This window comes from Advenella sp. S44 (assembly GCF_002810445.1).
Classification (GTDB): Bacteria; Pseudomonadota; Gammaproteobacteria; order Burkholderiales; family Burkholderiaceae_B; genus Advenella.
Genome location: NZ_NEXS01000003.1, coordinates 1,333,301 through 1,351,960, shown reverse-complemented (window position 1 = coordinate 1,351,960; position 18,660 = coordinate 1,333,301). Strand labels below are relative to the sequence as shown.

15 protein-coding genes and 1 other RNA gene are annotated in these 18,660 nt (G+C 55.8%); 5 read left to right on the top strand and 11 right to left on the bottom strand.

The window, feature by feature from the left end:
• Positions 1-54: 54 nt before the first annotated feature.
• Genes cmk through gyrA form a run of 7 tightly spaced genes read right to left on the bottom strand, consistent with a single transcriptional unit; the run spans position 55 to position 9,105 of the window.
• Positions 55-735 (bottom strand): (d)CMP kinase, encoded by a 681-nt coding sequence (cmk, locus tag CAP48_RS10280; protein ID WP_100696146.1) that lies wholly within the window; start codon positions 733-735, stop codon positions 55-57.
• Positions 732-2,069 carry a 3-phosphoshikimate 1-carboxyvinyltransferase gene (aroA, locus tag CAP48_RS10275; protein ID WP_369806337.1) on the bottom strand — a complete coding sequence of 446 codons (1,338 nt, stop codon included), beginning with the start codon at positions 2,067-2,069 and terminating at the stop codon, positions 732-734. Before aroA ends, cmk begins: the two co-directional genes overlap by 4 nt.
• Complete coding sequence (locus CAP48_RS10270; RefSeq protein ID WP_369806336.1) at positions 2,066-2,977, bottom strand: prephenate dehydrogenase; 912 nt, start codon at positions 2,975-2,977, stop codon at positions 2,066-2,068. Before CAP48_RS10270 ends, aroA begins: the two co-directional genes overlap by 4 nt.
• On the bottom strand, positions 2,974-4,110 hold the full coding sequence (gene hisC, locus CAP48_RS10265) for a histidinol-phosphate transaminase (RefSeq protein ID WP_100696142.1): 1,137 nt from the start codon (positions 4,108-4,110) through the stop codon (positions 2,974-2,976). The genes CAP48_RS10270 and hisC overlap by 4 nt, the downstream gene beginning before the upstream one ends.
• 12 nt (positions 4,111-4,122) lie before the next feature.
• Positions 4,123-5,211, bottom strand: a complete 1,089-nt coding sequence (pheA, locus tag CAP48_RS10260; protein WP_100696140.1) for a prephenate dehydratase — start codon at positions 5,209-5,211, stop codon at positions 4,123-4,125.
• Complete coding sequence (gene serC / locus CAP48_RS10255; RefSeq protein WP_100696138.1) at positions 5,204-6,337, bottom strand: 3-phosphoserine/phosphohydroxythreonine transaminase; 1,134 nt, start codon at positions 6,335-6,337, stop codon at positions 5,204-5,206. The genes pheA and serC overlap by 8 nt, the downstream gene beginning before the upstream one ends.
• Before the next feature lie 38 nt (positions 6,338-6,375).
• On the bottom strand, positions 6,376-9,105 hold the full coding sequence (gene gyrA, locus CAP48_RS10250; protein WP_100696136.1) for a DNA gyrase subunit A: 2,730 nt from the start codon (positions 9,103-9,105) through the stop codon (positions 6,376-6,378).
• A 496-nt stretch (positions 9,106-9,601) separates the two neighbouring features.
• On the opposite strand from gyrA, the gene ompA reads away from it, so the two are divergent.
• From ompA to CAP48_RS10230, 4 genes are all read left to right on the top strand, one after another.
• Positions 9,602-10,165, top strand: a complete 564-nt coding sequence (gene ompA / locus CAP48_RS10245) for an outer membrane protein OmpA (protein ID WP_100696134.1) — start codon at positions 9,602-9,604, stop codon at positions 10,163-10,165.
• A 190-nt stretch (positions 10,166-10,355) separates the two neighbouring features.
• Positions 10,356-11,081: a bifunctional 2-polyprenyl-6-hydroxyphenol methylase/3-demethylubiquinol 3-O-methyltransferase UbiG gene (ubiG, locus tag CAP48_RS10240; protein ID WP_100696131.1), complete on the top strand. Its 726-nt coding sequence runs from the start codon at positions 10,356-10,358 to the stop codon at positions 11,079-11,081.
• Positions 11,078-11,761, top strand: a complete 684-nt coding sequence (locus CAP48_RS10235; RefSeq protein ID WP_100696129.1) for an HAD family hydrolase — start codon at positions 11,078-11,080, stop codon at positions 11,759-11,761. Before ubiG ends, CAP48_RS10235 begins: the two co-directional genes overlap by 4 nt.
• Entirely contained in the window at positions 11,758-12,354 is a 597-nt protein-coding gene (locus tag CAP48_RS10230; protein WP_100696127.1) for an OmpA family protein, read from the top strand. Before CAP48_RS10235 ends, CAP48_RS10230 begins: the two co-directional genes overlap by 4 nt.
• Before the next feature lie 158 nt (positions 12,355-12,512).
• Here the strand turns inward: CAP48_RS10230 and ssrA are convergent.
• Together ssrA and CAP48_RS10220 are read right to left on the bottom strand one after the other, a co-directional pair.
• Positions 12,513-12,872, bottom strand: a transfer-messenger RNA (tmRNA) gene (gene ssrA / locus CAP48_RS10225).
• A 29-nt stretch (positions 12,873-12,901) separates the two neighbouring features.
• Complete coding sequence (locus CAP48_RS10220; protein WP_100696125.1) at positions 12,902-13,453, bottom strand: DUF1415 domain-containing protein; 552 nt, start codon at positions 13,451-13,453, stop codon at positions 12,902-12,904.
• A 157-nt stretch (positions 13,454-13,610) separates the two neighbouring features.
• Between CAP48_RS10220 and CAP48_RS10215 the strand changes: the two genes are divergently transcribed.
• Entirely contained in the window at positions 13,611-14,390 is a 780-nt protein-coding gene (locus tag CAP48_RS10215) for a hypothetical protein (protein ID WP_100696123.1), read from the top strand.
• A 7-nt stretch (positions 14,391-14,397) separates the two neighbouring features.
• Here CAP48_RS10215 and rfbD read toward each other — a convergent pair whose 3' ends face one another.
• Together rfbD and CAP48_RS10205 are read right to left on the bottom strand one after the other, a co-directional pair.
• On the bottom strand, positions 14,398-15,372 hold the full coding sequence (gene rfbD, locus CAP48_RS10210; protein WP_100696121.1) for a dTDP-4-dehydrorhamnose reductase: 975 nt from the start codon (positions 15,370-15,372) through the stop codon (positions 14,398-14,400).
• Positions 15,373-15,591: 219 nt separating this feature from the next.
• Positions 15,592-18,660 carry an efflux RND transporter permease subunit gene (locus CAP48_RS10205; RefSeq protein WP_100696119.1) on the bottom strand — a complete coding sequence of 1,023 codons (3,069 nt, stop codon included), beginning with the start codon at positions 18,658-18,660 and terminating at the stop codon, positions 15,592-15,594.

The window sequence follows — 18,660 nt, the reverse complement described above, 5'->3', positions numbered from 1 at the left end:
ACCATAAAAGTGGCACCAAAGGAAATAATACGATCCGGACCGACATGTAACCCATCAGATCCGATTGCGCCAGTGGGCCAGAATGCAATCGACAGTCTGATCAACTCCCAAATTGGAGGAATCGACCACGACAGCGTCGTGTGCCGGCTTAAGTGGCGCCACCGAACGGTTCTGATCGCGCTGGTCGCGCGCTTTCAAATCCGTTAACAAGTCGCCAAGATTAGCAGAAAAACCTTTTTCGATCAACTGGTTATAGCGTCTTTGCGCACGCGCATCGACATCGGCAATCAGAAAAATCTTCAGCGTTGCATCTGGAAATACGACGGTTCCCATGTCCCGGCCGTCGCAAACCAGGCCCGGAGGCTGCCGAAACGCCCGCTGGCGCTCCAGCAATGCATCGCGCAAGGGTTGCAGCGGTGCAATCCTGGAGGCCATCTCGCCGATATGTTCGTGACGCAGCTGCTCGGTGACGTCGTCGTTGTCAAGCAACACTTTGTCGCCCAGAAACTGGATATCCAGACCGCGCGCAATGTCAGCCAGCGCCTGGTCGTCTGTGTCAGAGACACCGCGCCGGAGGGCGGCAAGCGCGCTTAACCGGTAAAGTGCGCCACTATCGAGCACCGACCATCCCAGCGTCCTGGCCACCCGAGCCGCCACCGTCCCCTTGCCCGAGGCGGTCGGCCCATCAATGGCAATCACCGGAATGGGGCCGTCTGCCGGCACACCGCCAGTCATGACGGCTCTTCCTGTGCAGTCGTGACCAGCGAATCGTAAACCGCAAAATAGTCAGGAAATGTCTTGCTGACGCAGCCGGGATCTAGAATCGTGACGCCCACCGGCCCAAATACCGCCAGCGAAAAACACATGGCCATGCGATGATCATCGTAGGTGCCGATTCTGGCAGTCTGCCATTGTGACACTGTCGGCGGCGTAATGCGGATCCAGTCGGGACCCGACTCCACCACCGCGCCCAGTTTGCTCAGTTCGGTATGCATGGCATAAATGCGGTCGGTTTCCTTGACGCGCCAGCTGGCAATATTGCGCAGCATGCACGGACCGTCGGCGTACAGGGCCAACACCGCCGCTGTCATGGCAGCGTCGGGAATCAGGTTAAAATCTTCATCGAATGCCGGCAGGGGCCGGTCTGCAATGCTTTGCTCGCGCTCGCAGACCAGGCATTGGTCCCGATAGGTAATTTTTGCGCCCAGCCGTTCAATGAACTGCGCAAACGCGATATCGCCCTGAATGCTATCCTTGCCAACGCCGTTTATCTGCACCGGCCCCTGGCCAAGCAGCCCCAGGGCCAAAAAGTAAGACGCGCTTGATGCATCGCCCTCGACGTGCACCGCACCTGGGCTGGTATATCGGCTGCCAGCGGGTATGGTAAAGCGCTGCCAGCCATCCTGCTGTACGCTCACGCCAAAGCGGGCCATCAATTGAAGCGTAATGGCGATATACGGCTTGGAAATCAGCTCTCCCTGAACCTGCAAGGTGACATCACTGCCGGTTTGGGCCGCCAGCATGGGAGCCATCATCAGAAAGGCGGTCAGAAACTGGCTGGAGACATTGCCCTGGATCGGGATCGGACCGTCGACATGCAGTTGCGCCGGCGAAATTTGCAAAGGTGGGTATCCATCCTGACCGTCGTAGCGAATCTGCGCGCCGACAGCCTGCAACGCCGTGACCAGATCTCCGACCGGACGCTCATGCATGCGCGGCACACCGTGCAGCCGGTAGTGCCCCTGGGCCATGGCCAGCGCTGCGGTCAGCGGACGAAAGGCCGTTCCGGCGTTACCCAGAAACAAATCTGCCTGTGTCTGCGCAAACGCTCCTGTGCCGTGGACCACGACCTGGGTATCGCCGGCGTCGTCAATCTGCAGGCCGAGCGAGCGCAGCGCGGCAAGCATGACCCGCGTATCGTCGGAGTCAAGCAATCCGTCAATTCGCGTACTGCCTTCGGACAGGGCTGCAAGCAGCAGGACGCGGTTGGAAATGCTTTTCGAGCCAGGCAACGCCATTTGCCCGCGCGCCCGCGCTGCCGGGGCGAGATATCGACTTGCATCACTCACGATGGTGAATTCTCCCAATCTCGACGCGCCTGGGCGGCGGCAGTCAGCCATGCCTCAAACGCGTCGTTGTTACCGCTTTCCAGCATTTGCCGAGCCTGTTCAAGACAAGCCTGAAAACGGGTGATTTCTTCAAGCATACAATCGCGATTGCTTGAAAAGATGTCGCGCCACATAACCGGCGCCCCTGCGGCGATCCGCGTAAAATCACGAAATCCGCTGCCAGCATATTTTAGTTTGCTCTCAGTCTGATTGTCGTTCAAGAGGCTGTACATATAGAGCGCCGACAGAAAATGCGGCATATGGCTGACGGCAGCAAACAGGCGATCATGCTCTGCGGCGTCCATCAAAGACACGGCTGCCCCGCAGGCCTCCCACAATCGCCTCAGGCGATCGATCTGATCGCTGTTATTTTCCGACAAAGGGGTCAGAATGACCTGCTTCTGTTCAAACAAAAAAGGCTGTGCGGCCTGCGGGCCGGATGTCTCGGCACCGGCTATCGGATGGCCGGGTACAAACAGGCCGATACGATCACCCAGCGCACGCCGGGCCATGTCAATCACCCGCTGCTTGGTACTGCAGACATCAGTCACGATAGACCGCGGCGACAAAAATGGCCTGATGGCACGGCATACCGATTCAAACGCCGACACAGGTGTAGCAACAACAATCACGTCTGCCTGTGCAAGCTGTTCGAACGTCGCGATATTGTCAATGATACCCAGTTCGAGCGCCTTCTTGATGCTAGGCATATCGTGGCCGATTCCGAGCACCTGGCCTACGACGCCACTACGCTTGAGCGACAGCGCCAGCGAGCCGCCAATCAGACCGACACCCACCACCGCCAGCACCGGAATCGGAACAGCCACCGCAGCAGCAGACGACGCGTCTCCAGTCGGCTTTTGGATCACTTTCCCAGCGCCTCTTTGAGGGCGGCAATGAATTTTGCATTCTCCTCGGGTAATCCGATAGAGACCCGCAAGTGCTCAGGCAAACCATCGCCGATCACAGGCCGCACGATGACGCCACGCTGTAGCAATGCCGTATTTATCGCTGCCGCGTCACCCACTCGTACCAGAATGAAGTTGCCGTAACTGGGAACGAACTCCAGCCCCATATCGGTCAACTGCGCGCAAAGCCATTGCTTGCCATCCCGATTCAGTTGATAGGTTTTCTCCAGAAACGCAGTATCGCGCAGCGCCGCGATTGCAGCCACCTGGGCCAGCAAATTCACATTGAAGGGCTGGCGAACCCGATTAAGATAGTCGGTCAGTTCCGGACATGCAATGGCAAACCCCATGCGCATGCCGGCCAGGCCATACGCTTTGGAAAAGGTGCGCACTACGATGATATTGGAAAAATCCCGCACCAGCTGCGCACTATCGAAGCGCAGTTCAGGATCCAGATACTCGTTATAGGCTTCGTCCAGCACCACCGTAACGCGATTGCCAAATTTGGCATGCACTTTCCCGACAAAACTGCGGATCACATCACCGGAATGAAACGTGCCTGTCGGATTGTTCGGATTAGCAATAAAGACCAGGCGGGTATCGTCGCGGATAGCTTCGAACATGGCCTGCAGATCGTGGCCGTAGTTGGCCGCCGGCACTTTGATATGTGTTGCGCCACGGGCCTGCGTTGCCAGCTGATAAACGATGAAGGCATGCTCGGCATAGACGCAAGACGCCTGTGGCTCGAGAATGGCAAGTGAAATAATTTCCAGCAGGTCATTGGAACCGTTGCCTACCGTCAGCCAATCGGCCGGAACCTGGTAATGCGCAGCCAGGGCTTGTTTAAGCGAAAAAGCGTTCGGGTCGGGATAGCGACCCAGCGCCTGCCCCGGCACTTCGCCCAGGAAGGCAGCGATTGCCTGACGAACAGATTCGGGCATACCCAACGGATTTTCATTGGACGCCAGTTTGACGATGCTGGCCGGGTCAAGCCCGTATTCACGGGCCAGATCATCAATGGGCTTGCCCGCCTGGTATGGCATCATCGCGTTCACATTACTGGATATACCGAACCCATTCGCTGTGCCGGACATTCAACTCACCTTCTATTGCATTGGGTAGGAACCCAGAATTTTGAAAAAAGCGGACTGCTGTTTCAACTCTTCCAGCGCCCGTGCGACGTTCTCGTCAGAGCAATGCCCCAATACGTCGACATAGAAATAATATTCCCACTGCCCGGTTCTGGCAGGACGGGACTCGAAGCGGGTCATTGAAACGCCATTGCGCGCAAACGGACTGATCATCTCATAGACAGCGCCGACGCGGTTGGGCACTGCAAAAATCAGACTGGTCTGGTCGCGCCCGCTAGGTGCGGTTTCAATATTGCCAATAGCCAGAAAACGGGTTTTGTTGTTGGCGTCATCCTGAATGCCGTTAGCCACCAGACCCAGGTTCCAGAACACCGCCGCCGTTTCGCCGGCGATGGCCGCAACGCTCTCATCCTGTGCCGCATGACGGGCCGCCTCGGAATTGCTTGCGGCAGGCACGATCTCAAGTGTCGGATGATGTTGCGACAGCCACTTCTGGCACTGCGCCAACGCCTGAGGGTGAGCCATAATGCATTTGACGCCGTCCATAGTGCCGTGTTGGCTCATTAGACAGTGGCGGATCGGAATAGAGCGAACGCCATGCACCTTGACGGTGGAATTGAGGAACAGATCGAGCGTTCTGTTGACGGCGCCTTCGGTGGAGTTTTCCACCGGTACCATGCCAACATCGGCCTGCCCGGCCTCGACAGCCCGGAATACTTCATCAAAGGACGGACACGGCAAGGCGTGGACCGAGTGGCCGTAAAACTCCATGGCGGCCTGCTCGGAGAACGACCCCTCGGGGCCAAGATAGGCAACGGTCAGGCCTTTTTCCAGCCCGCGGCAAACCGAAATGATTTCGGCCCACACGGCACGCACACCGGTTTCGGTAAATGTGCCGTAGCGATTGAGTTCCTGAAGTCGCCGGATAACCTGGGCCTCGCGCTCGGGTTTGAGCACGGCGCTGTCTGCCTGGTGTTCGTGTTTGACCCGGCCTACGTCAATGGCCGTTTGTGCCCGCTGGTTAAGCAGTTCCAGAATGGTCCGGTCAATTTGATCAATTTTGTCGCGCAAGGGCTTAAGCGCATTCTGTAATGAATTATCCATGCTTGCGCTCGAACTCTTTCATAAACTCAATTAACGTAGTAACGCCTTCCATTGGCATCGCGTTATAGATAGAGGCACGCAAGCCTCCGACAGATTTGTGTCCTTTGAGCGCCAGCAGACCATGTTCGGCAGCTTCTTTCAGAAACAAGCGGGTCAGCTCGTCGCTTGACAAGGTAAACGGCACATTCATGCGAGAACGAAACGCCGGTTGTATGGGGTTGGCATAAAAATCGCTACTGTCGATCTGGGCGTATAGCGCCTGTGATTTGGCCACATTATGCTTCTCAATCTCGGCCAGGCCGCCGATCTGCAACAACCATTTGAATACCAAGCCACAGATATAAATGCCGTAGCTCGGTGGCGTATTGTAGCGGGAACGTTCTTTGGCCACGTTTACATAATCGAAGGCCGATGGCGTACAAGCGAGCGCGTGGCCCAGCAGATCTCTGCGGACAATGACCATGGTGACACCGGCCGGGCCCGCATTTTTTTGTGCGCCGGCATACACCATGCCGGTACGGGACACATCCAGCGGACGCGACAAAAAGTGTGATGATGCATCCAGCACAAGGGGCACGTCTGGCGCGCCCAGTGCCTGAATGTCTGGTATGTCGGCAATTTCCACGCCACCGATGGTTTCATTGCTGCAATAATGCAGATAAGATGCATCGGACTGCACACGCCATGAATCTGCCGGCGGAACCCAACTCCAGGGGGCATAGGTAATGCCATCGATCTGTTTTTGCACATCAGATGCGGCGGCCACGCGTACCGTGCCGTAGCGTTGCGCTTCTTTGTGCGACTTGACCGACCAGCTGCCGGTGAGAACATAATCGGCGCTATTGGAGGGACTGCGCGCAATGAGGTTCATGGGAACGATGGCGTTTTCTGCCGTGGCGCCGCCCTGCATGAAAATCACCGCATAGTCGTCGGAGATCCCCAGTAACGTACGCAGGTCGTCTTCAGCCTCATCGCAAATTTGCGTAAATTCGGCGCCCCGATGACTCATTTCCATGACCGACATGCCACTGCCGCGCCAGTCGAGCATCTCGGCGGCTGCCTGCTCCAGAACAGGCTTGGGCAGGACAGCCGGCCCAGCTGAAAAGTTCCAAAATTGCGTACCCATGATTTACCCAGAAATTAAGGTGGTTTACCCTGAAAGAATCAGTCCTTTGTATCGTCGTCCGGCGCCTCGGATGGGCCTGATGCATTGTCCGAAGAGTCTGGACCGCCATCGGCCTGCGGATCCGGCTGCCCGTCCACAGGCGGCTCGGCGGCATCCGTATCAGCATCAGCGACTATAGCTTCATCGGCCTCGATATCTGCATCGCTTTCCACAACGCGGCGCACGCCCGACAAGCTGCTGCCGTCGTCGACACTGATTAATGTCACGCCCTGCGTGGCGCGTCCCATCTCCCGCACTTCCGAGACACGGGTACGCACCAGAACACCGGCTGTGGTGATCAGCATGATTTCATCTGACGGGTTGACCAGGACAGCGCCCACGACTTTGCCATTGCGGGCACTGGTCTGGATGGCGATCATGCCCTTGGTGCCACGACCGTGACGCGTATATTCCGAAATGGAGGTACGCTTGCCGTAACCGTTTTCGGTCGCCGTCAGCACGGTTTGCGATTCGTCACCAGCCACCAGCAGTGAAATAACCTGCTGATCGTTGTCCAGGTTCATGCCGCGCACACCACGGGCGGTACGGCCCATCGGACGCACGTCATTTTCGTCGAAACGCACGGCTTTGCCGGCGTCGGAAAATAGCATGACATCATGCTGGCCATCGGTCAAATCGGCGCCGATCAGATAGTCGCCTTCGTCCAGCCCCACAGCGATAATGCCGGCCTTGCGTGGATTGGAAAAATCGGACAGCGGGGTTTTCTTGACCGTACCGCGAGAAGTAGCCATAAACACAAAGCTGGTATCGGAAAATTCACGGACCGGCAGGACAACTGTGATTTTTTCACCGTCGATCAACGGGAACATATTGACAATGGGGCGTCCGCGCGAGCCGCGCGTGCCTTGGGGAACTTCCCATACCTTGAGCCAGTACACCCGGCCGCGGTCGGAGAAACACAACAGAAAATCGTGAGTGTTGGCGATAAACAACTGATCGATCCAGTCGTCTTCCTTCATGGCGGTCGCTTGCTTGCCCCTGCCACCGCGCTTTTGCGCACGGTATTCAGAGAGCGGCTGGCTTTTAATATAGCCGCTATTGGATAGCGTCACCACCATGTCGGCCGGCGTGATCAGATCTTCCGTATCCAGCTCGGTCGCGTTCATGATCACTTCGGAACGGCGCACGTCCTTGGCATTGGTCGCAAACTCGGCTTTGATAGCCACAAGCTCGTCGGAAATAATGGCGGTAATTCGCTCAGGTTTGGCCAGGATATCCAGCAAGTCGGCGATGTCGTCCATGATGCCGCGGTATTCGTTGACGATCTTGTCCTGCTCCAGGCCAGTCAGGCGCTGCAGCCGCATATTCAGGATTTCCTGGGCCTGAGTGTCGCTTAAACGATACAGTCCGTCGCTTTGCAGCCCAAAAATATCGGCCAGCGTCTCCGGCCTGTAGGCTGCGCTGCCACCCAGCACACTGCCGTCATCTGCCCGCTGCAGCAATTCGCGCACCAGGGATGAGTCCCAGTTGCGCGCCATCAATTCCTGCCTGGCGACTGGCGGCGTGGGTGCGCCCTTGATAATGGCAATGAAGTCATCGATATTGGCCAGCGCCACAGCCAGGCCTTCCAGCAAATGTCCCCGTTCGCGCGCCTTGCGCAACTGGAACACGGTGCGGCGGGTAACCACTTCGCGACGGTGACTCAGGAAGTACTCGACCATCTGTTTCAAATTCAGCAGGCGCGGCTGCCCTTCCACCAACGCAACCATGTTGATACCGAAGGTATCCTGCAATTGCGTGTGTTTGAACAGATTGTTCAGAATGACTTCGGGGACCTCTCCACGCTTAAGTTCAATAACAAGGCGCATGCCGTCCTTGTCAGACTCATCGCGAATATCGGAAATGCCCTCAATTTTTTTCTCATTGACCAGTTCAGCAATGCGCTCCTGCAAGGTCTTCTTATTGACCTGGTAAGGCAGCTCGTCGACGACGATCGACTGACGATTGCCCTTTTCCATGTCTTCGAAATGGGTTTTGGCCCGCATGACAACGCGTCCGCGACCCGTACGATACCCTTCGCGCACACCGGTGATGCCGTAAATAATGCCGCCCGTCGGGAAGTCGGGGGCGGGAATCAGTTCAATGATTTCGTCCAGGGTACAACCCGGATTGCGCAGGCAATACAAGCATCCGTCGATCACTTCGCTCAGATTGTGCGGCGGGATATTGGTGGCCATGCCGACGGCAATACCCGAACTGCCGTTGACCAGCAGATTAGGCACTCGCGACGGCAATAACAGGGGTTCCTGTTCGCTGCCATCGTAGTTGGGGCCAAAATCCACCGTTTCCTGATCGATATCGGCAAGCAGCTCATGCGCGATCTTTGCCAGGCGGATTTCGGTATAACGCATGGCAGCAGCACTATCGCCATCGACCGAACCGAAGTTACCCTGGCCGTCGACCAGCATATAGCGCAGCGAGAAATCCTGGGCCATGCGAACAATAGTGTCGTAGACTGCCTGGTCGCCGTGGGGGTGGTATTTACCGATAACGTCACCGACGATACGCGCGGATTTCTTGTACGCCCGGTTCCAGTCGTTGTTCAGTTCGTGCATGGCAAACAACACCCGGCGATGCACCGGCTTGAGCCCATCCCTGACATCGGGAAGTGCCCGGCCGACAATTACGCTCATGGCGTAATCCAGATAGCTTCGGCGCATTTCCTCTTCTAGCGATATTGGCAGGGTTTCCCTGGCAAAAGAATCCATAGTACTCATAACTTATTTTGATTTGATACAAACGTCAGAAAATCCGGCAGGCGTTTTCCGGTCTCGCACGCGGGGCGAATCCGTCATTCTATCATCGTTACCCCGCGCATAGCGCACCCAAAAGCGCGTAACGTGAACATTTATAGCCGCTTTTTGTATTTGAGACTTTACTTTAAGTATTGGGCTTTAATTTTTCATTTCTTTCAGGTGCTTGCTTTGAATATCGCGCTTTTGCGGCTAATTTGAAACACGGTTTGTGGTTGAAATCCAACAAATTTGGTGCATATGAGACAATATTGGAAAGTTCCCTTAAAAATGTAGGACTTAGTCTCGGCAAAGACTTCAAAAATCGCTTAAGATTGAACCACGAACAAGGGAAAACTAGTGCAACCCTTTGAATCCATATCCAAGCGTTGCTATACTGACCCTGAATTTCAATCTGCGGCGGGTTTCGCTGCGAGTCAACTTTTAGCTATCAAGCTCAACGAGGAGAAACATGAACAAACCCTCTAAATTCGCATTGGCATTCGCCGTTGTTGCAGCCGCAACGTCTGGTGTAGCATCAGCGCAAACCGTCGATAACTGGGTTAATCCATACGGTCTGGTCTGGATGAACGGCACGAATGAACACTGCTGGCGCGACAATTTCTGGACACCGGCAACCGCAGCTCAAGGTTGTGGCGCTCCTCAAGCTCCTGAAGTCGTCGCCAACAAAGTCACCTTTAACGCCGATACCTTCTTTGACTTCGACAAAGCAACAATCAAACCAGAAGGCCGTAACATTCTGGATCAAGTCGCCCAGCAAGTTACTCAGCTGAACCTGGAATCACTGATCGCTACCGGTCACACCGATTCCGTCGGTACTGACGCATACAACCAGAAACTGTCTGAGCGCCGTGCTGCTTCAGTCAAGAACTACCTGATCTCCCGTGGTGTTCCTGCTGACCAGATCATCGCTTCTGGTCGTGGCGAGTCTCAACCTGTTGCCTCAAACTCAACACGTGAAGGCCGCGCTAAAAACCGTCGCGTAGAGATCGAAATCGTAGGTACACGCCGCTAATTTTCAGCGTCTCCTGCAGAAAGGCTCCTAGTAGCAGTAAAAAGGGCTCCCGAACGGAGCCTTTTTTACGTCTGCACGCGCTCCGCTGCCGTTGTCTGGGCCGGACTGCGCAGGCATGGCGCCTCATTGTTGGCCAGTGGTGTAAAATGAGACTATCATATACTCACTGCGTAACCTCTTACCACTGCTTATGTCACAGACCAGCAAGCCCTCTTCCGAGCTCATTAACGCCAGCCAGGCTGAACTGGACAAATTCGGTGACCTTGCTGCCAAGTGGTGGGATCCGACCAGCGAATTTAAACCGCTGCACGCGATCAATCCCTTGCGCCTGGAATGGATCTCTTCTTTGACGGGAGGCCTGGATGGCAAGACGATCATCGACGTAGGCTGCGGCGGCGGCATCCTTGCCGAAAGCATGGCGGTTGCAGGCGCCCACGTCACCGGCATCGACCTGGCACAGAAATCACTGAATGTGGCGCGCCTTCACGGCCTGGAAAGCGGCGTGCAGGTGGAATACATGAACATTAGCGCCGAACAGATGGCTATCGAGCGTCCTGCCAAATACGATGTCGTCACATGCATGGAAATGCTGGAGCACGTGCCCGATCCCGGGTCCATTGTTCGCGCCTGCTCTGCGCTGGTCAAACCCGGCGGGCTGGTTTTCTTTTCCACGCTCAATCGCAACATCAAATCTTTTCTGTTTGCCATCGTCGGCGCCGAGTACATATTGAATCTGCTGCCTCGCAATACGCATACGCACAGCAGTTTTATCCGTCCTAGTGAGCTGGCAGCCAGCGCCCGCGCCGCCGGCCTGGAGCCCATGTCCATGAAAGGCATGCAATACAATCCCATTACCGATGTTTATTCACTGGACAACGACACATCGGTCAACTATCTGATGGCGACCTATAAATGATCACCACCGTACTTTTTGACTTTGACGGCACGCTAGCCGATAGCGCGCCGGATCTGGCGCATGCCGCAAATCTGCAACGCCAGTACCGGGGAATGCCGCCCCTGCCCTATGAAATACTACGCTGCGTCGCCTCCCAGGGGGCGCGCGGCCTGCTCAGGGTTGCACTTGAGCTGACTCCGGAAGATCAAGACTATGAGCCCACGCGCTTGCGTTTCCTGGAAGATTACCGCGCCTGCATGACGCGGAACACCACCCTATTCCCAGGCATTGAACAATTATTCGAAAAGCTGGAAAGCGACGGCTTGCGTTGGGGTATCGTGACCAACAAGGCCGAGGCGCTTTCTCTGCCCATGTTCGATTATCTGCAACTGACCGAGCGCAGTGCGGCCAATGTCTGCGGCGACACGACCGCCTTTCCCAAACCGCACCCGGCGCCGCTGCTGCATGCCGCCAAACTGGCGGGTGTCGCGCCGCAAACGTGTATCTATGTCGGTGACGATGAGCGTGATATTATCGCAGGCAAGGCGGCTGGGATGCCGACGGTTGCCGCCGCTTACGGGTATTGCGTCGACGCCGATGAGGTACAAGCCTGGGAGGCCGATCAGATTGCGCTCGAACCTGAAGATATCTGGGATGCCGTCGTAAAAATCAAAGAACAGGCACACATAGGGAAATCATGAAAATAAGCACGTATACACGGGCTACAATTGCTGCCGCAGCCGCATTGCTGCTGACGGCTTGTGTGCCTCTGAGTCCTGCCGGGGTGCAGGAGCCCGGGGGCGGGATTGATGTTGACACTAGTGGATTACCCGTCATACAGCGCAGCGTGACCTCGCCAGGCAACTGGAACGAACTGATTCGACTGATCCGGGCATCCGACACGCAGAACCTGGGGATTCAAGTCAATCGCGTGCGGGATGGTAGCCTGCGCGTGATTTTGCCAGGGGGAACTGCGTTTAACGGCGGTAGCGCTCGCCTGAATAGCAAAATGAAACCGGTGCTCAACGCCGTCGCCGCGGCCTTTAGGCAGTCTCCTTATTTGCGTATCAAGGTGGTAGGGCATTCCGACTCACAGGGTGACTCGGTCACCAACCAGACATTGTCAATCAAGCGCGCGACCACTGTCGTCAATTACCTGATTGAACGCGATGTCAAAAGCGTGCTGATTGAGCTTGAAGGTCGTGGTTCCATTGATCCGCTGATGAGTAATACTACCGCTCAGGGACGCGCGACCAACCGTCGTGTCGAACTGTACCTGTACGAAATCCGTTAACGCGTGAGCGCGGGACTGGACAAAGCGGTGTTTGGCCGCAGATATTTGGCTGCAAGCGTTTGGCCGTAGCGTGAGACAGTGGGTGTGGGGCAGCACGTTTGAAGCCATTCACATAAATCAGTACACGCGGACGTGGAACGCTCCATGTGACGCACGCGAAAAAGGGAGCCGAAGCTCCCTTTTCTATCCGTTCTGTTGCCAAGTGGATAAATCTCCTAGCTAGCCAATATTAGGCTGCTAATGCGTAACTTTCGTCATTTGCATTTAAAGGTTTTGCTTGATTTACGGTCATCGCCTACCGGCTGCCGATCTTCCTATCTTTTCCTGTCGAAACCATGGCGTCCCCATCAACAATACACTTAGCACGAGGCTTGCTGGCAAAATAACAAACACACCCAAATATACTGTTGGTGGAGACGGCGGGAGTCGAACCCGCGTCCAGAAAACATTCAGTCAACCAGATATACAGCTTAGATTGCATAATACCACAAAACCCAGACTCGCGGCAATACGTTAGACAACATAAAAGCTATTGTATTTCAACGGGTTACTTCTGCTCATCCCGCAAAAGCCGGCACCATCCGTCATGACCCAGCTCGCGCACCACAGCGATATTTCGCTCAAAGATCACACTGGCATCGGGATACTGCGCCGCTGCCTTATCCAGGCTGTCTTCGCGCAAAAGATGCAGGATCGGATATGGGGCACGGTTAGTGTAGTTATCCACATCGTCGGGCTCGGTGTCGGCAAACTGGTATAAAGGATGAAAACTGGCAAGCTGTATTTCTCCGACAAGCTCCAGTTCATCCAGTACCGCATCGGCGATGTCCAGGTAATCATTAAAGTCGCTAAACTGTTCGAACATGTTGGGTATAACCAACAACGTTGTGTCTGTCTGCTGCGCGGGGGTAGCTTCGAGCAACCGCAACTCGTCGTAGAGTGCGCCGGTCAGCGCCTGCGTATTTTGGGCCTCACAGATCGTTATCCGCACCTGATCTTTCATATAGACGCTTTTGGCGAAAGGACATAAATTGAGTCCGATGACGGCTTTTTCAATCCATCGGCGCACGCGATTTTCAATCAGGCTGTTGTCGTTCATAACTAATAATAAAAGATTTCAGGTAACGGCACCGGCAGGTCCGAGCGCAGCGACATTTGCCGGCCGTGGCAGTTAGGGCCGCCAGCTGCGCTTAACTTGTTAAAATAGCCGGTTTACTTGGCATTATTTTCCGGCAATTGCGCCCGGGCCCTTACTCATGACAGATACTAGCACAAACGCGCTTTTCATTATTACCAGCGCCACCAATGCCCCTTATACCGAGATCTCGGGCCGCGACACCGCCAACAATGACAACAAGGCTGCCTGCAACGGTGCGAGCGCCTCGTCAAATACCTCAGACGGGTCGGGCCAGTCAGTCCCAAGCTATGACAATCTGATGGCCACCATCTACAGCATCAACACGCATGCGCCCGGATCCCGTATCGCGCTGGTCGAGTATTCTGCCTATCCTCTGTCCCAGCCCCAGCATAATGCCCTGATTGAACACGTGGATTACCTGATGAGTTATTCGGGTAACGAACAAATCCAGCGGCTGGACCGACAATTGCGCAGCAGTCAGGCCATTGCCTCTTTCAGCGAGCTGACGTGCCTGATGTGGTTTTTGCAAGTCGGTCAGCATCATGATCTGTATAAATCATTTAATCGCGTATTCAAAATCTCACCCGGTGTGCAATTGCTTGCGCCGCCAGCCGATACCGTCCACTTTAGCGACAACGCGAAGGGCCGTTACGTGTTCCCCAACGCCACACTGGCCGCCAATGCGACGGGCGCGCTGGCGCTGCAGTTTTCGAACAAGTACTGGAGTATGGATGCCGAGCTGGTGCCATCGTTTATCGCATTACTGCAACAGATGCTGCAGGCCATGCATGAGTTGAACGAGCAAGGGCAGGCGGTCTCGGTTCCGAGCATGCTTTACAAGTTCATAGACGCGGGCAAGATATTTTATGACCTCAAACCCAACGTTACTGGTCAGTGACCCCCCCTTACGGAGATCCATTATTGACACGCTGACACAGCGCATCCACTGTCGCGCCAACCTCCTGTTGCCAGCCAGGCAATGAGACACCGAAGGCGTGAGTGAACTTGCCGGTATCCAGCCTGCTGTTCAGGGGCCGGCGGACAGGGCTGCCGTATTCCTGTGTACTGACCGGCACAACACGGTCAAGCGCCAGATTACACCCGTTAGCCCGCATTCGTGCAAAGATATGGCAAGCATAGTCAAACCAACTGGTTTGACCGCCAGCCGCCACATGATACAGCCCGTCTGGCATCGTAGCGGAACTGCAATTGTATATATCAATCACGGCGGCGGTAATTTGTGCAAGCAGCCCCGCACTGGTGGGCGCGCCGACCTGATCATTTACCACGCGCAAGGTGTCGCAGGTCTGGGCCAGACGCATCATTTGCTGAAGAAAACTGCGGCCCTGGCAGGCGTATAGCCAACTGGTGCGAAAAATCAGATGCCTGCAGCCGCTGCGCATGATGGCCAGATCTCCAGCCAACTTGCTCTGTCCATAAACATTCAAGGGTCGGGCAATATCGGTCTCGAGCCAGGGCTTGCTTCCCATTCCATCAAAAACGTAATCGCTGGAATAATGGATCAGCAAAGCACCACACTGTGCTGCGGCGTGCGCCAGCGCGGCAGGCGAATCAGCGTTGACACGCATGGCGCAGGCCCGATCCTGTTCGGCCTGATCCACGGCCGTATACGCCGCTGCATTGACAATCACGTCGGGTGCCAGGGCCAGCGTACTTTCAAACACTTGCGCGGGATTGCGAAAATCGACGGGCGAAGGTGCACGCAAATCCACCCGCTCACTCCGATCAATCACGCAGTGGCTGGCTGTGCCGCTTGCCCGGTAATGTAAATCGGGCGCTATTATGCGCCCAAGCCGCGCCATGGCCGGCAACAATGCCTGGCCCAGTTGACCGCTTTTACCATACAGCACAATTTTCATGACGGACTCACTCTGTTGACGCAACCTGGGCGGATCCACATTTATGCTCGACCATATCCAAGCCCAGTCATATCCGTGGTAGGTCGTATCCCTGCCCGACCATCTCCCCGCCCGACGATATCCGTGCCTGAGATCATTTTTTGCTCAGCACTTCTTCAGCTACCATGGCGGTACATAGTGCTCCTGCCCGGATCGCTCCCCTACCGCAGTCGCCGTGCTTCACTCCGGATCATTGAATAGCTTACCCGTATGACGCCGAAAAAACGCACTCACATCGTCGACGATCAGAAACACAGCAGGAATGATAAGCAGGCTCAGGAATGTCGACGTGATCAGTCCCCCCAGCACGGCGATTGCCATGGGAGATCGAAATGCCGGATCGGCCGTGCCCCAACCCACCGCCAGTGGCATCATGCCAGCGCCCATGGCAAGCGTTGTCATCAAGATGGGACGGGCACGCTTATGGCAGGCATCGCGCAGCGCCTCCAGGCGGGTCATTCCCTTCTCTTTGATCGCCAGGATGGCATACTCGACCAGCAGAATTGAATTCTTGGTTGCGATACCCATCAACATAATCAGGCCGATCAGCGACGGCATGGAGAAGCTTTTATGCGCAAGCAACAAGCCAATGAAGGCGCCGCCCAGTGAGAGCGGCAAGGCCGCAAGAATGGTCAAAGGCTGGAGAAACTGCTTGAACAGCAGGACCAATACGATATAAATACAAACGATGCCAATAATAATGGCCAGCCCGAAACTTTCGAACAATTCTTCCATGACTTCGGCATCACCAATATCGATCACCGATACACTCGCCGGCAATGTTTTCATGGAAGACAGCCGTTTAACCTGTTTGACGATGTCGCCCAATGCGACACCCGAAAGTTCAATTTCAAACGTAATATTTCGTGCTCGGTCATAGCGATTGATAACCGCCGGCCCTCCGCCCAGACGCACATCGGCCACGCTACTGAGCGGCACCGGGCCATTGGCACCCGGCACACGCAGATTCTCGATAAAGTCCAGATCCTGAATGGCCCACTTTTCAAGCGCGACAACGATCGGAATCTGGCGCTGGTCCAGATTGAGCTTGGAAAGCGAGACCTCGAAGTCGCCGGCTGTCGCAACCCGCAGGGTATCGGCCATGGCAGCGCTGGTCACACCGAGCTGCGCAGCATCCTCAAACCGCGGATGTACTTCTATTTCCGGGCGCACCAGGCTGGCGGACGAGGAAATATTGCCGATCCCCGCTATCGTGCGCAACTCTCGGCCCACTGCCAGCGCCGTCTGCATCAGGACGTCAGGCTGCTCGCTTGAGAGCACCAGCATATATTTTTCACCCGATCCGCCCAGGCCCACCTTGAGACGCACGCCGGGAATAACCTGCAGACGCTGGCGGATATCCGCTTCAATCTCCTGCTTTACCGGCCGTTCTGCGCGCGGCTTCAACAGCACAGTCAGCGTGGCCTTGCGCTCTTCCTGGGTCTGTCCGCCGGCGAATGGATCGCCGCCAGCCGCCCCACCGCCGATACTGGTATACACCGATTGTACCGAAGGGTTCTCCATAATCAGTCGACGCGCCCGCTCGGCTGTTTTCTCGGTTTCTGTCAAGGGTGTTCCGGGCTGCATTTCCACATAGACCTGAGTTTGCGACATATCGTCAGCCGGCATGAATCCGGTTGGCAGCAGCGGAATAACGACAATCGAACCGATAAAAAACAGACCGGCAATCAACACCGTGATCCAGCGATGATGCAAAGAGCGGTCTACCCACTTCAAATAAAACGTCATCCACCCAGGATCTTTGGGCGCCTTTTTACTGGGCTTCAGAATGTAAGCGCACATCATTGGCGTGAGCATTCGGGCAACGACCAGCGAGGCAAACACAGCAATCGCGGCCGTCCAGCCAAACTGCTTGAAAAATTTGCCGGCGATGCCGCTCATAAAAGCCGTAGGCAGAAACACCGCAATCAGAGTAAAAGTCGTGGCCACGACCGCCAGACCGATTTCGTCGGCAGCCTCCATCGCCGCACGATAGGGAGATTTTCCCGACTGCAGGTGGCGCACAATATTTTCGACTTCGACAATCGCATCGTCCACCAGAATGCCGACAACCAGGGACAAGGCAAGCAAGGTGACGCCGTTGATCGTAAAGCCCAGGAAATACATGCCGACAAATGCCGGGATGATGGACAACGGCAACGCGACCGCCGACACCAGCGTCGCCCGCACATCTCGCAGAAACAGCCACACCGCAAATACCGCCAGCAACGCACCCTCATACAGCATGTGCATGGCGCCGTCATATTCGTCCTGCACCGGCTCCACCATATCGAAGGCCGTCTTGAATGTGAGGTCCGGGTACTGCGACTTAATTTGGTCAAGGGCTTGCATCACGCCGCGCCCGACATCCACCTCTCCGGCACCGCGACTGCGAGCGACTTCAAAAGCGACCACCGGCTTGCCATCCAGAAAAGCCGCAGTGACCGGATCGGCAAAACTGTCGCGGACAGTGGCCACTTCGCCCAATGTAATGGCTTTTCCGTTCGCCAGCGGAATGCGCAGGTCTTCAAGCTGTGCGGCGCTTTTTACAGCGCCAAGCGTGCGGATGGGCTGCTTCTGCAGGCCCAGTTCGGCTTTGCCGCCAGACTGCTCCTGTTGCACGGATTTAAGCTGCCTTGAAACGTCGGCAACCGTTGCACCCAATCCCTGCAGCAACACAGGATCCACATCTACCCGGACCTGGCGATCACGCCCGCCAACCCGGCTGACCTTGCCGACGCCGGAAACGGTTAACAATTTGCGGGCAATCGTGTTGTCCACCAGCCAGGACAAATCGGTTTCATCGCGACGAGTCGAACTGACGGTGAACGCCAGGATCGGCTGCTCTGCCAGATCCAGTTTGGTCACAATGGGTTCCTGCGTATTGGCCGGCAACTCATTGCGCACGGATGCCACCGATGAGCGCACCTCGTCTACCGCTTCCTGTATGGGTTTTTCGAGCTCAAATTGCGCGGTGATGGTGGCGACCCCGTCCTGCAAGGTGCTAAAGACATGATCAATACCCTGCACGGTTGCCAGGTTATCCTCAATCTTGCGGGCAACGTCATTCTCAAGCTGGCTTGGCGTTGCCCCTTCCAGTACCGTAGTGACAACCACGGTAGGCAGATCAATATCGGGGAAGTTCTGGATCCGCATGGAATGGAACGCATACAGCCCCATCAGGGTCAACAGCACGAACAGCATGCAGGCTGGCAGCGGATTTTTTATTGACCACGCTGAAACGTTCAT

What these genes read in the sequence shown, in the direction of transcription:
- cmk (WP_100696146.1), bottom strand. Translation starts at nt 735, where the DNA reads ATGACTGGCGGTGTGCCGGCAGACGGCCCCATTCCGGTGATTGCCATT.
- pheA (WP_100696140.1), bottom strand. Translation starts at nt 5,211, where the DNA reads ATGGATAATTCATTACAGAATGCGCTTAAGCCCTTGCGCGACAAAATT.
- hisC (WP_100696142.1), bottom strand. Translation starts at nt 4,110, where the DNA reads ATGTCCGGCACAGCGAATGGGTTCGGTATATCCAGTAATGTGAACGCG.
- CAP48_RS10235 (WP_100696129.1), top strand. Translation starts at nt 11,078, where the DNA reads ATGATCACCACCGTACTTTTTGACTTTGACGGCACGCTAGCCGATAGC.
- ubiG (WP_100696131.1), top strand. Translation starts at nt 10,356, where the DNA reads ATGTCACAGACCAGCAAGCCCTCTTCCGAGCTCATTAACGCCAGCCAG.
- CAP48_RS10230 (WP_100696127.1), top strand. Translation starts at nt 11,758, where the DNA reads ATGAAAATAAGCACGTATACACGGGCTACAATTGCTGCCGCAGCCGCA.
- gyrA (WP_100696136.1), bottom strand. Translation starts at nt 9,105, where the DNA reads ATGGATTCTTTTGCCAGGGAAACCCTGCCAATATCGCTAGAAGAGGAA.
- CAP48_RS10205 (WP_100696119.1), bottom strand. Translation starts at nt 18,660, where the DNA reads ATGAACGTTTCAGCGTGGTCAATAAAAAATCCGCTGCCAGCCTGCATG.
- CAP48_RS10220 (WP_100696125.1), bottom strand. Translation starts at nt 13,453, where the DNA reads ATGAACGACAACAGCCTGATTGAAAATCGCGTGCGCCGATGGATTGAA.
- ompA (WP_100696134.1), top strand. Translation starts at nt 9,602, where the DNA reads ATGAACAAACCCTCTAAATTCGCATTGGCATTCGCCGTTGTTGCAGCC.
- rfbD (WP_100696121.1), bottom strand. Translation starts at nt 15,372, where the DNA reads ATGAAAATTGTGCTGTATGGTAAAAGCGGTCAACTGGGCCAGGCATTG.
- CAP48_RS10215 (WP_100696123.1), top strand. Translation starts at nt 13,611, where the DNA reads ATGACAGATACTAGCACAAACGCGCTTTTCATTATTACCAGCGCCACC.
- serC (WP_100696138.1), bottom strand. Translation starts at nt 6,337, where the DNA reads ATGGGTACGCAATTTTGGAACTTTTCAGCTGGGCCGGCTGTCCTGCCC.